Here is a 13,286-nt window from a genome sequence, read left to right on the forward strand (position 1 = left end):
TTGTTTTAAATAAGATTTCCTTTTTATTATTTGGAATCGTTTCTGTCGTGATTAATTTTTTAGTAACTACTCCCTAACGCAATGAGCTGTTTTTCGCGTTTTGTTAATACACCTTCCTGGAAACAAGCTTGTGTAAATGCATGATATGTTTCTGCGATTTCTGGAATTTGTTTTGAAAAATTTCCAATGCCTTCTTTGTAATGAAGTAATACATCATTTATAAAACCATGTTGTTGATATTCCGTCATGAAAAGATAGAATTTTCAGTTTTCAAATCTTAAAAATATATAAAGCTAAAATTTCACACTATCATCTACTGGTACTTTTCTTCTAGAAATTTCATTTTCACCTTCTTTACACTTTTCTTCCCAAAATACAACACCTTCAATCCCTACTTTTTTAGGGTCAAATATTGGATCTTTCCCTTCTTTTTTCTGCGTTTCATAATCTTTTAATACTTTTAATGCCGTCTTACTTAACAATACAATCGCTACAAGATTCAGCCATGCCATACTACCTATCCCTAAATCTCCAAGATTCCATAAAAGTGAAGCTGATTCCACACTACCGACGTAAACCATAATTAAAAATCCGAATTTCAAAATCGTTTTTAACCATTTAAATTTCAATTTATGATCCAAGTAAGTAAGTGTAGTTTCGGCAATATAGTAATATGCTAGTAGAGTTGTGAATGCAAAGAAAAAGATTGCGATTGAAATAAATAATGGACCAGAACCTGTCATAACAGTTTCAACTGCTTGTTGTGTGTAAATTGGCCCTGCTTCAACATTCCCCATATTTTTCACAATGGCGCTCTTTCCTTCAGGTATGACATTATACATCCCTGTTATTAAAATCATGAGAGCTGTTGCTGTACATATAACAATTGTATCGATGTAAACCGAAAATGCTTGTACTAATCCTTGTTTAGCAGGATGTGATACTTCAGCAGCTGCAGAGCTATACGTTGCTTCTCCAACACCAGCAACATTTGAAAATACAGCTCGTTTCACTCCCCATGCAATGGCTGCCCCAACAATTCCGCCAAACATTTCATCGATTCCAAATGCACTTGAGAAAATAAGTGCGAACATATTAGGGATTTCCGTTATATTAGCAATTAAAACGATACATGTAACAATTACATAACCAATTGCCATAAACGGCACTAGAGTTTGAGAAACAGCAGCAATTCTCTTTACTCCTCCAAAAATAATCGCTGCCAGCAACACAACTAAAAATACACCAGTCATATATTTACTAATACCAGAAGAATTTTCAAATCCAACCGCAATACTACTTGATTGAATCCCTGGCAATAAAACACCGTATGAAATCGTCACGACAACCGCTACAATGACGGCAAACCATTTTATTTTTAAGCCTTTTTCAATAAAATATGGTGTACCACCTCTATATTCATTGCCTACCTTACTTTTATATACTTGAGCAAGCGTTGACTCAACGAATGCACTAGCTGCCCCTAATAGAGCCATCACCCACATCCAAAACACAGCTCCTGGACCACCAAAAGCAATAGCTGTCGCTACACCAGCAATATTTCCAATTCCGACCCGGCCCGATAACGCTAAACAAAATGCTTGAAATGAAGATATCCCGGTCTCTGAGCTCTTTCCTTCAAATAATAGTTTGATCATCTCTTTAAAATACCGAATTTGTAAAAAACGAGTAGCAATTGTGAAATACACGCCTGCTCCTAACGCAAAAATAACTAATCCTATACTCCATACTTGTCCTACTAACCACTCTACTAACTTTTCCATCCCAATCCCCCTCATAATTGTGTGAAAAAGAGTTATTTATTGCGTGCTTAAAAAATAAAACGGACAACCTCACCGTTCATTCAAGTTGTCCGTTCACTCTTCCTATTTGATCATTATTTTATATTAACCCAAACACTCTTTACTTCCGTGTAGTTATCAAGTGCATACGACCCTAATTCGCGCCCAATTCCGGATTGTTTATATCCGCCAAATGGTGCCGCTGCATTTTCTAAATTATAGTCATTAATCCAAACGGTTCCTGCCTTTAATTTATTTGCGACTTGATGTCCAGTTTTAATATTTTGTGTCCATACACCTGCTGCTAATCCGTAAGAAGAGCTATTTGCTCTTTCAATTACTTCCTCAGTCGAATCAAATGGCATAACTACAACGACTGGTCCAAATATTTCTTCCTTTGCGATTGTCATATCATCTGTAACATTTGTAAAAACTGTGGGCTGCACAAAATAACCTTTTTCAAATGCCCGTTCTCCCCCAGCTACAACTGTTGCTCCTTCAGCCATTCCTTGTTCAATATACTTTAGCACACGCTCTTGTTGTTTTTTAGATACGAGCGGGCCCATTTCTGTATCCTTTTCCATACCGGTACCGAGCTTAACTTTATTCGCCATTTCTACAAGTTCATCTACTACTCTTTCATAATGTTTCCGATGAACGAACACACGAGATCCTGCGCTACAGTTTTGACCATGATTATACATAATGCCTTGGAAGGCACCATTAATAGCTTCAGATAAATCGGCATCTTCTAAAATAATATTTGGTGACTTACCTCCAAGTTCTAGCGTTACATGTTTAATTGTTTCAGCAGATTGACGCATAATATATTTCCCTGTAACTGTCGAACCTGTGAAAGCTACTTTATTAATATCATGATGGTTTACGATTGCTGCTCCTGCTTCTTGTCCGAAACCTGGAACAAAGTTTACAACACCGTTTGGAAACCCCACCTCTTTAAAAAGCTTTGCAGCATATAGTAAAGATAACGGTGTTTGCTCTGCTGGTTTTAATACGATGGTACATCCTGTCGCAAGAGCTGCCCCCATTTTCCAAGCAGCCATAACTAACGGATAATTCCACGGAATAATTTGACCAACAACTCCAATCGGCTCATGGCGTGTATAATTTAAATAATCTTTCGAAATAGGAATTGTTTGCCCTACAATTTTTGTAGCCCAACCAGCATAATACCGGTAATTTTCTACTGTCGCTGGAATATCATCTTCAAGTGCAATGTGATATGGCTTCCCATTATCTAAAGCTTCTAGCTGCGCTAATTCTTCTTTATGTTCTTCAATTAAATCAGTTAATTTATATATAAGGTGTGCCCTTTCAGCGGTAGTCATTTCAGACCAAGGTCCCGTTTCAAAAGCTTCTCTTGCAGCTTTCACTGCTACATCAATATCTTCCTCTTGCGCTTCACTCACAACTGCAAGAACATCCTCTGTAGCTGGATTGTACGTTTCAAACGTTTTCCCGCTAATAGAAGGAACAAACTCACCATTAATAAACAATTTAATTTCTTCATTTAAAAACGCTTTCACTTTTGGTTTTAGCTCAATATTTGTCGTTAACATATATTTCTCTCCTCCTTAGTTACAATTTAAATCTAGTTTAAACAGCTGAATTAGCCGTAATTTGTGATAAAATCTGTTGAAGTTTTTGATCTTCTTCCTGTGTCAATCCTAATCTTGGATAACGAGATGGCCCTCCAGTTTGTCCATGTAACTCCATTGCACGTTTAACAATTTGTACGTATTTCCCTGACCCTTCTAGGAATTCACAAAGAGGCAAAATTGTATCATTAATCTTCCATGCATTTTCGAACTCTCCATTTTGAAAATGCTCATACATTTTTGTAACAAGTCCCGGAACGATATTACCCGCCACAGAGACCCATCCAGTTGCACCAACTAAATATGATTCCATAACTAAATCTTCGGATCCACAAAAGACTTGAAAAGCACTCTCTCCTTGTCTTACTAAATCTCTCGCTTTACGAATATCTCCGCTAGATTCTTTAATATGTGTAACATTTTCACATTCTTTTCCTATTCGAAGCATAAGCTCTATACTCATATCAACACCAGAGGTAAACGGGTTATTGTATAACATAATTGGTATATTTACAGCATTTGAGATTTCTTTAAAATGAAAGTAGATTTCTTCTTCTTTCGGTTTACAATAATAAGAGTTAATAATTAATGCACAATCTGCGCCATGAGCTTCTGCATGCTTCGTATATTCAATCGTTTCTTTCGTCGTCTCTGCAGCAGTTCCAACAATTACAGGAATGCGTCCATCAACTTCTTTTAATACCGTTTCCACCATCTTAAATCGTTCTTTTTTTGATAAACTAACAAATTCTCCCGTACTTCCATTAATGATGATGCCGGCAACCTTCTGCTCAATAAAATAGTTTACGTTCTGTTTCACTCCGTTCCAATCAATCTCTTGAAATTCATCCATCGGAGTAATTAATACTGGAAATGCTCCTTTTATACTTCTCATCATATTCTCTCCCTTACATTTCATTTATTTTTTTCACATACTGTATATAACCGTTATTTTAATAAAAAGCCTACTGGAAATGGATCAGTAGGGTCTAATACAAATGTTTGCATACCTGTAATAAACCCTCTGCTTGTGAAAGTAAATGTATATCCGTTCTCTTCCTTATTCACTTTTTGCACCTTCACAAAACTATTAAAAATACTCTCATTCATAAAAGGTTCTTCCGTACGTATATCACCTATAGAAAGGCTACTCATATACGAAACACTTGTTGATGCGAATCCAGGCGAACGCACAATATAATCGTCATCCTGAAATGTAATTGTTTTTATACGATTCTCTTTTATGTGGGAAGAATCTACTAAAACGACTCTTTTTATAAGTGGCTGCTTTGGCATGGACTCAAGTATAGCTTTCCCCCAGTTCTTTAATTCAAAAATGTTTTCAATACAAATTTCCGGAGAACATTCCTCTTTCTGAAACACTGCATATACTTGATCAGCTTGTATGAGAGAGTAGCATATATTTCCAATAGGACTATGTAGTGGTAGATTCTCTTCGATTGAGTAACACACTTTACTTTCTAGCGATACAGAAACGACTTCATCCTTTTCTACATGTGCACGGACTAAAAACACACCGCATAGCGTTTCAATTTTGTATTGATTTGAATCGTTTTGTTTTAAGTGTCCACTTTCGAGTAACATAGTTACTACCGCGACAATTCCGCCGTAATGAAGAGGAATTGCTCCTTTATGATTAAAAAATAATACAGCTGCATCAACTTCACTATGAATAGAAGGAACGACAACACATCCATTTAAACCTATGAACCCTCGTGGTTCATTTAATAAAAGCTGCATTTCCTCTGCTAATTCACCAGAAATTTGTTCATTTAGTTGTTCCAAACTATGATAGTATTTACACGGTACGTCTTTAATTACACGAAACGCTTCACCAGCTACGTGTACATCTACTGTCATATACATTTTTCGAATCTTCATTTCACTTCCTCCGTTTCATGTTCCATCGGCGGAATTAGCAAAAATCCTTCTTTCAGTGGATCCTCTTCATTGTAAAAAAATCTATGCATTCCCATTAGCCAAGCTGAACCAGTGATCTTTGTTACTACAGCTTCAATGTTCTCCACATATGTTGTATCTATTACACTTCCTTTAAATAACGAGCCAACAATACTTTCATGCACAAATTCTTCTTGCATTGCAATTTTTTTATTAGCGTATAATACGGCTAACTTCGCAGATGTTCCCGTACCACACGGAGAACGATCAATTCCTCCCGGCGGAACAACAACGGTATTTTTCACATGTGCCGTTTCATGGGTAGGATCTGTGTAAAATTCAATATGTGTTACCCCTTTTATAAATGAATATTGCGGATGAATAACTTCAAATTTTTCATTAATCGTATTTCTTATTTGGATCGCTTTATCAATTATTGTAGAAGCATTTTCTGGCACTAACTCTAGACCAAGCGCTTCCCCATCGATAATGGCATAAAAGTTTCCGCCATATGCGATATCAACATCTACATTTCCAATCCCTTCAACATGGACAGAAATACTCTTTAGTAAAAAAGCTGGTATATTACAAAAAGATACTTCTTTTGCTTTACCGTCTTGAACAGAAATATCCACTTCAACAAGACCAGCTGGTGTATCCAATTTCAAAGAAGTTATCGGCTCATATACAGGTATTAAACCTGATTCAATTAAAGCCGTACATACACCGATCGTATCGTGACCACACATCGGTAAATATCCACCTGTCTCTATGTAGATGACACCTATATCCGCTTCTGGATGACACGGATCTGTTAATAACGCCCCAGACATCACATCATGACCGCGCGGTTCATTCATTAACAATTTACGGATCCAGTCATACTCTTTCTTCATATGAAGCATTTTTTCTGCCATTTTCTCTCCTACTAACTTTGGAAGTCCGCTAATTAACGTCCTCGTAGGATTTCCACCTGTATGCGTATCAATGGTCGTAAAGACTCTTTGTGACCTCATCCGTTTAACACCCTTTCTGTAAAACGATTCAAACGAAGCGGTTCAATCGGAATTGATGTTTCTCTTTCGTTTAAGAGCTCTTCAATAACTTTCCCTGTAACTGCTGCGAGACTAATTCCATCCCCTTCATGTCCTGCAGCAATATAATAGTTTGGAATATGTTCTACTCGTGAAATGATCGGCAAATGATCTTCTGTCCATGGACGCAGGCCAGCGTAAGAACGAATAACCATCATATCTGCCATTTTTGGATAAAAACGAATCGCTCGATTCGCAATACATTTAATTACTTCGTTGTTTATCCTCGTATGAAATCCTACAAATTCTCTACTACTACCAATTAAAAAATTTTGACTTTCTGTTGGTTCAAACACGAGAGCTACACCATATTTTTCAGTCAAAGCATCGACTTTCCGTTTCCCACCAAACTTAGAAATTAAATAACCAAATTCCATTACTTTGCGAGAGCCTACATGTTGTTGCCTTGAAGCTACGATAATATGCCCCTTTCTTGGCTCAATCGGTATAGATAGGTCCAACATTTCTCCAATTTTAGGTGCCCATACTCCCGCTGCGTTCACAATTTGCTTTGTAGTAAACGTTCCATTTGTCGTTTCTACAATAAAGGAACCATCTATGGCTTTCCTCATTTCTTTTACTTCTGTATGCTTAAAAGATTTTGCCCCAAATTTTTCCGCTTCTGCAAGAAGTGAAAAAGCAAGGAGATACGGATTTACAGTCGAATCTGTTGCACATTCTAAACCACCTAATAAATCATCAGCGAAAAACGGTGATTCTTCTCTTATGTCTTGTCTATCAAGCATCCGAAACGGTAAGCCAGCTTCTTTTTGACGATTCACCCATTTTTGAGCTGCCTCCATTTCCTCCTCTGACTCACAGACCAGAATACTTCCTGGCGCTCGGTATTCAAACGAATGTTCCAATTCTTCACTTAATCCCGTTACTAATTTTTGACTTACTAGCGACATCTGACTATCAAATCCTGGGTCTTTATCAATGGCTAAAATGTTGCCGTCACACCGTGAAGACGTGCCACTGACAAATTCCCCCTTGTCAATGATTGTTACGTCTCTTCCATATTTTGAAGTGTAATAAGCAATAGAACAGCCAATAATTCCACCGCCTAGTATTAAAACGTCACAGTGTCTCATGCAGCCCCTCCTTTCTTTCAAATCTCTCATCCTCTATTTATGCAATTGGTATGCCAACTCAAAATATATTTATTTTCATATGTAAGAAAAATAGATGTAAAAATATTTTGAATTTAACAGAAATAAGTGTATTATTTTTTTATCAGTGTCTAAAATTTTTCACACTACAGGAGGATAATATGGCATTTTCATTCCCATCAATAAAAGAACTTATAAAATATTTTTCAACAAATCATACATTCGACATAAGTCACATCAAACAAAAAAATGGCGAATTTTATTACCTTACTGCACATACGAAAGAATTACTTTGTGCAACTTTATATGAAGAAGACTCCTTTTCTAATTTAATCAAAGCATTTTCTAATCATTTTGCAGTCGTTATTCTCAATAAAACACAAGATCCAACACACTGTATAACTGTTACCCAAATGGTCCCTTTTCTCTATAATTCTTACAATCAATTACAGGCATTTTACAATACCGTTCTTCAAACGACAGATTCTTCAGTTACTGTTATCGACGATAATGAACGTGTTCGTACATGGACAGATGGAGCCGAAAAAATATTTTCAGTAAAACATGGAGACATTATCGGACAATCTATTACTCATTTTTTTGATTATAAAGATCTAGAAATTTTACAATCATTACATAAAGGAAAACGTATAGTAGCTCAGTATCATCAACCTCGCTCCGATCTATTTGTATTAATTAATTCAAATCCTGTTTATTGCGACAACAAAATTATCGGTGCAGTCGTTTCTGAAACGGATGTTACAAATCAGGTTGTACTAAATGAAAAGTTATTTAATATGTCACATGAAGTGCACCGCTTAGAACAAGAAGTAGCAAAATATAAAGACACATCCGATCCCTTTCATTCCATGAAAGGAAAGAGTGCTGTCATACAGAGAACGATCCAATTGGCTAGGAAAGTTTGCTCTGTTAAATCGACCGTTTTAATACTAGGAGAAAGCGGTGTCGGAAAAGAAGTATTTGCGAAAGCGATTCATGAAGCAAGTGAGAAAGAAAATGCCCCTTTCATTTCGATTAACTGTGGTGCAATTCCAGAAGCATTATTTGAAAGTGAATTATTCGGCTATGAGCGCGGAGCTTTTTCTGGAGCGAATAGTAAAGGAAAGAAAGGCAAAATAGAACTTGCACAAGGTGGCACTTTATTTCTCGATGAAATAGGCGAAATGCCACTCGATATGCAAGTTAAGCTTTTGCGTGTACTGCAGGAACGAAAATATTATCGTGTCGGTGGAGAAAAAGAAATTAATATTGATTTTCGTGTTATTGCAGCTACAAATCGCGATTTACAAGAAGAGATGGAAAAAGGAACATTTCGTGAAGATTTATATTATCGCTTAAATGTAGTTAGCTTACACATTCCACCATTACGTGAAAGACGAGAAGACATTATAGAATTAACCTATTCTTTTTTAAACGACTTTTCAATAAATTACAAAAGGCCAATTCATGATTTCCCCCCAGAAATTATGCACGAACTCCTTCATTACGATTGGCCGGGGAATATTCGCGAGCTGCGCAACGTTATAGAAAGACTCGTCGTATTTGCAACGGACGGCATTATAAAGCAAGAATATTTACCCTTTCATACAAACAATACTCCAGAGGAAATAGTATCTCATTATCCATTAGTCAGTAACAACAACACGATTTTTTCCTTACAAGAAGAGATGGATCAACACGAGAAAAAAGTGATCGAAAGAGCTTTACGAATTTTAAATGGTAATAAATTAGAATGTGCGAAACAACTTGGTGTAACAAGAGCTACTTTATACAACCGCTTAAAAAGACTCGGGTTACAATAAAACCTCCCCTCCTCTATATTGGCATACCTTTTGCATTATAATTTTTGTAAACCGAACTAGAGGAGGAATATACATGTCTAATAAAGAGAATTTAATTATTTGTCGTTGTGAAGAAGTTACATACGGACAACTTCAATCGACAATTGCTACATATAATTGCTCGGCTCGGGAGCTAAAACTAAGAACACGTGCTGGGATGGGCTTTTGCGGGGGGCGTACATGTAGAACGACAATAGATCGAATGATAGAAAGTGCAAATCCTGGAACATCACCTCATGAGATTCCATTAAAATATCAACCACCAATACGCGCAGTAACTTTTGGAGCGGTAGGTGAAAAGCAATGAATAGAATTTTACATCACCCTATTTTAGGAAACTTAGACGATAGGAAACGTATTTCATTTCAATTTAATGGTAAAGAATACGAAGCATATGAAAATGAAACGATTGCTGCTGCCCTTCTTGCAAATGGAATTAGAACGTTACGCGTTCACGAAGATAGTGGTACACCTAGAGGAATTTACTGCAACATTGGACATTGTTCTGAATGCCGCGTAACAGTTAATAATCAAATGAACGTCCGGGCGTGCTTAACTGTTGTAGAAAACGAAATGGTTGTTGAAAGTGGTAAACAGCATCCAAATATTATTAGAAAGATGGTGGAAAAGCGATGATGGATGTAATTGTAATTGGCGCGGGACCAGCAGGATTAGCTGGTGCAATTGCTTGCGCTAGTTCTGGACTTAACGTACTTGTTATTGATGAATTTATGAAGCCTGGCGGACGATTGTTAGGACAATTACATCAAGAACCAACTGGAGAATGGTGGAACGGAATAAAGGAATCAGAACGCCTTCATCAAAAAGCGAAAGCACTCTCAGTTCCTATTCGATGTGGTGTGTCAGTATACAATTTAGAAAAAGACGAAAACATTTGGTATGTACATACAAGCATAGGTACAATTGAAGCCCCCTTTGTACTACTTGCTACCGGGGCTGCTGAATACTCTATCCCACTTCCTGGCTGGACTCTTCCAGGAGTCATGTCAATTGGCGCTGCTCAAGTTATGACAAATGTTCATAGAGTCCAAGTTGGGGAAAAAGGAATTATTATCGGAGCCAATATTTTATCATTTGCAATTTTAAATGAATTACAACTAGCTGGTATTACTGTTGATCATATCGTACTCCCTCAAAAGAGTGACCTTAGCCAAAAAGCTGGTGAACCAGAGGAAGTTTTAAAGTCACTATTAAATGCTGCTCACCTTGCCCCATCAGCTTTACTACGCATCGGAAGTCGCTTTATGAAACATGATTGGATTCGAAAAGCTGGTTTAACCTTTTATCCGAATAACGGTATAAAAATAAATGGTACACCACTCCACCTTTGCAAAGCTGCAATTGAAATTATCGGAACGGATAAAGTGGAGGGCGTTCGTGTTGCTAACATTGATTCGAAAGGAAATATTATAAAAGGATCAGAAGAAATATATGAAGCAGACTTTGTTTGTATCGCAGGAGGATTATATCCACTTGCAGAGCTCGCTGCCGTAGCAGGATGCCCATTCCATTACATTCCTGAACTGGGTGGACATGTCCCATTCCATTCAGAGACAATGGAAACCCCTCTTCACGGATTATTTGTAGCTGGAAATATTACTGGAATTGAAAGTGGAAAAATTGCTATGGCGCAAGGAACTGTTGCCGGTCTTTCAATTGTTAAGCATGCTTGTACAGAATTAAACTCAGTCGGACAACAATTACAGCAAGCTATCCAAAATGTCCAGGCTGTCCGCGAACAAGCTGCAATTCAATTTAACCCAATGGTTACCGCTGGTAGACGTAAAATGAATGAACTTTGGAGTCATTTTTGTTTAAATCAGGATGATCAAAATCCGCCTCAAGAAATTGTATAATTCATTGCCTAGAGAATAGTGCCCAGCTTAGCTGGGCACACAAATGAAGAAGCAAAGGTATTCACCCTCACTTAACTACTAGGTTCATTATTTCATTAAAAATGTGCATACTAAAAGGAGCTGTTGAAATTAATCTCAACAGCTCCTTTTGACTACTCATCCGAGTTATTTAAATTCGCCAATGCGAAAATACCTTCTTCATCATCTAACTCAAGCTGCAATCTTGCCGCAAACGGATTGACATTATATTCCCTATCAAGCCATAAGCGAAGTGCTTCAATTAAGTTTGCTTGAATTAAAATTTGCCTACGACCATTTACTTCTACTTCAGCAGAAAAACCATAGTCATCATCATACATTAGTTCAACTAAAACTGCTTCTGGGCCAACTTGTCGCTTTTCTGCGATATACACACATAGTGCGTTTATCAGCTCTTGTTCAGAAATTTTCATCGTTTCCATACTGCTTCTTCTGCCTGTTTCTTACGTTGATTTTTGAAATATTTAAATGCTCGAATCGCTAACATTACGATACCAGCCATTACTAGCATATTTACCATGAACGCTAATACAGAACCAAGTGCTCCCATGTTTGCAAATAAGCTTCCCATTAGTAGACCACCAAGACCACCTAGTAATAAACCTTTCATAAAGCTCCCTTTATTACTCTTTGGTGCTGTGTTTGATGCTTTTGTTTTTGTATCAGGGTTTGTTTTCTGTGCATTCACATTAGAATCTTTTTTGTTTAAATCAACTTTTGATTTTTGTCCTGAACTTGGTGTAAATGATTTTTGACCTGACTTGTAACTTTTCGCTGCCGCATGATCTACGAAAACAAAGCTGCTAGCCCCAAAAACAACCATTAATGCAGTCATTACTGTAACGATTTTTTTCAACATATTATATCCATTCTCCTTTTACTATAGATATATGTGAAATCTATCTTTCTTTGAAATAAGAATGATAGATTTTTTTTAAAGTTAAACAAAAAGTTCTTATGAACCTATTATATGAACTTTTTCTATAATAAGCAAGTATTATTTATTTAACTTTATTAACAATTTATAAAATGACAGGAAAAATAATGAAAAACAGAATTGACTTTACAAGCAACAAAACATATTATAAGTTCATAAGAACTTTTATAATTTTGGAGGTGAAAAGATGGAAACATTTCATCTCACACGAAACGAAATGGCAATGCTCCTTCTTTCTCTTAGAGGATGGAATGCAAAAAAGCCTCTCGTTATTTTACAAGAAGCTTGGGCAAAGTCACATAAAAAAGATATTGAATGTGGACAAAGTGTTACAGCTTTTATTACAACCGCTCTTTCGCCTATTTTTGAAAAGCTCATTAAAATTGAAGATACAGATATTGGCTTTTCTTTAAATGAGATCGTTGCGCTTGGTAATCAAATTGAAAATACCAGTTTTTCTGTAACAGCTATGCAAAACTGGGTAAAACGAGATATAAAAGAAATGATTGGTTCACCACAAAAAGGAAAAAAATATTCTATCGAACAAGCAGCTTTATTATTCATTGTTGAAGATTTAAAAACAGCACTTGATTTTGAATCCATTCGTAAGCTGTTAAGACTCATCGTAAATGATCCAGCAGATCGAAGTGATGATTTAATCAATCCTGTTCATTTATACGTCGCTTATTCTTCTTTATTTGAGGAATTGAATCAAGGTGGTTGTTTACAATTAAACGCGACTGATACCATTCGTACAATTGAAAATATTGTAAAAGAAAAAGCAGATAAAATCGCAAGTCAGTTTGATCAAATCAACAATGAGCAACGAGAAGCCATTCGCAATGCGATTATTATCGCAACGCTCTCTGTACATACCGCATATGTACAAATGTTAGCGAAACGCTATGTTTCTGCAACATTATTTTTACAAAATTTAGATGTAAAGCCATAAAAAAGAGGAGCGCAAAGCGCTCCTCTTTTTTAGAACTTTTGTATTACAAATAATACACACACTCTCTCCGCA

13 protein-coding genes and 1 pseudogene are annotated in these 13,286 nt (G+C 36.5%); 5 read left to right on the forward strand and 9 right to left on the reverse strand.

All coding sequences use genetic code 11. The features are described 5' to 3' along the window. Positions 1–65: 65 nt before the first annotated feature. From ACM6HU_RS22260 to ACM6HU_RS22290, 7 genes and pseudogenes are all read right to left on the reverse strand, one after another. Positions 66–248, reverse strand: a pseudogene (locus ACM6HU_RS22260) (carboxymuconolactone decarboxylase family protein); the annotation flags it as partial. Positions 249–293: 45 nt separating this feature from the next. Further along, entirely contained in the window at positions 294–1,784 is a 1,491-nt protein-coding gene (locus ACM6HU_RS22265) for an alanine/glycine:cation symporter family protein (RefSeq protein WP_077294151.1), read from the reverse strand. Between the two features lie 113 nt (positions 1,785–1,897). Further along, positions 1,898–3,382, reverse strand: coding sequence for an aldehyde dehydrogenase family protein (locus ACM6HU_RS22270; protein WP_077294148.1), 1,485 nt, complete (start codon positions 3,380–3,382; stop codon positions 1,898–1,900). 37 nt (positions 3,383–3,419) lie between these two features. Continuing rightward, complete coding sequence (dapA, locus tag ACM6HU_RS22275) at positions 3,420–4,316, reverse strand: 4-hydroxy-tetrahydrodipicolinate synthase (RefSeq protein WP_033671233.1); 897 nt, start codon at positions 4,314–4,316, stop codon at positions 3,420–3,422. Positions 4,317–4,369: 53 nt separating this feature from the next. Continuing rightward, positions 4,370–5,323 (reverse strand): proline racemase family protein, encoded by a 954-nt coding sequence (locus tag ACM6HU_RS22280; RefSeq protein WP_077294145.1) that lies wholly within the window; start codon positions 5,321–5,323, stop codon positions 4,370–4,372. Continuing rightward, positions 5,320–6,357, reverse strand: coding sequence for a proline racemase family protein (locus ACM6HU_RS22285; protein WP_016132924.1), 1,038 nt, complete (start codon positions 6,355–6,357; stop codon positions 5,320–5,322). Before ACM6HU_RS22285 ends, ACM6HU_RS22280 begins: the two co-directional genes overlap by 4 nt. Continuing rightward, complete coding sequence (locus ACM6HU_RS22290; RefSeq protein WP_077294142.1) at positions 6,354–7,529, reverse strand: NAD(P)/FAD-dependent oxidoreductase; 1,176 nt, start codon at positions 7,527–7,529, stop codon at positions 6,354–6,356. Before ACM6HU_RS22290 ends, ACM6HU_RS22285 begins: the two co-directional genes overlap by 4 nt. A gap of 179 nt (positions 7,530–7,708) precedes the next feature. On the opposite strand from ACM6HU_RS22290, the gene ACM6HU_RS22295 reads away from it, so the two are divergent. From ACM6HU_RS22295 to ACM6HU_RS22310, 4 genes are all read left to right on the forward strand, one after another. Next, positions 7,709–9,370: a sigma-54 interaction domain-containing protein gene (locus ACM6HU_RS22295; RefSeq protein ID WP_016115121.1), complete on the forward strand. Its 1,662-nt coding sequence runs from the start codon at positions 7,709–7,711 to the stop codon at positions 9,368–9,370. Positions 9,371–9,443: 73 nt separating this feature from the next. Further along, positions 9,444–9,716, forward strand: a complete 273-nt coding sequence (locus ACM6HU_RS22300; RefSeq protein ID WP_016115122.1) for a (2Fe-2S)-binding protein — start codon at positions 9,444–9,446, stop codon at positions 9,714–9,716. Further along, on the forward strand, positions 9,713–10,045 hold the full coding sequence (locus ACM6HU_RS22305) for a (2Fe-2S)-binding protein (RefSeq protein ID WP_016115123.1): 333 nt from the start codon (positions 9,713–9,715) through the stop codon (positions 10,043–10,045). Before ACM6HU_RS22300 ends, ACM6HU_RS22305 begins: the two co-directional genes overlap by 4 nt. Further along, positions 10,042–11,286 (forward strand): NAD(P)/FAD-dependent oxidoreductase, encoded by a 1,245-nt coding sequence (locus ACM6HU_RS22310; protein ID WP_077294139.1) that lies wholly within the window; start codon positions 10,042–10,044, stop codon positions 11,284–11,286. The genes ACM6HU_RS22305 and ACM6HU_RS22310 overlap by 4 nt, the downstream gene beginning before the upstream one ends. 152 nt (positions 11,287–11,438) lie before the next feature. Here ACM6HU_RS22310 and ACM6HU_RS22315 read toward each other — a convergent pair whose 3' ends face one another. Together ACM6HU_RS22315 and ACM6HU_RS22320 are read right to left on the reverse strand one after the other, a co-directional pair. Further along, the gene (locus ACM6HU_RS22315; protein WP_033671234.1) at positions 11,439–11,747 is read right to left on the reverse strand and encodes a YxcD family protein; all 309 of its coding nucleotides are present in this window, start codon (positions 11,745–11,747) and stop codon (positions 11,439–11,441) included. Then, positions 11,735–12,184, reverse strand: a complete 450-nt coding sequence (locus ACM6HU_RS22320; RefSeq protein WP_003198066.1) for a hypothetical protein — start codon at positions 12,182–12,184, stop codon at positions 11,735–11,737. The genes ACM6HU_RS22315 and ACM6HU_RS22320 overlap by 13 nt, the downstream gene beginning before the upstream one ends. Before the next feature lie 265 nt (positions 12,185–12,449). Between ACM6HU_RS22320 and ACM6HU_RS22325 the strand changes: the two genes are divergently transcribed. Beyond that, the gene (locus ACM6HU_RS22325; RefSeq protein ID WP_006095061.1) at positions 12,450–13,214 is read left to right on the forward strand and encodes a DUF1836 domain-containing protein; all 765 of its coding nucleotides are present in this window, start codon (positions 12,450–12,452) and stop codon (positions 13,212–13,214) included. Positions 13,215–13,286 lie beyond the last annotated feature (72 nt).

Source organism: Bacillus sp. IT-79MI2 (assembly GCF_949768135.1).
Lineage (GTDB): Bacteria > Bacillota > Bacilli > Bacillales > Bacillaceae_G > Bacillus_A > Bacillus_A pseudomycoides.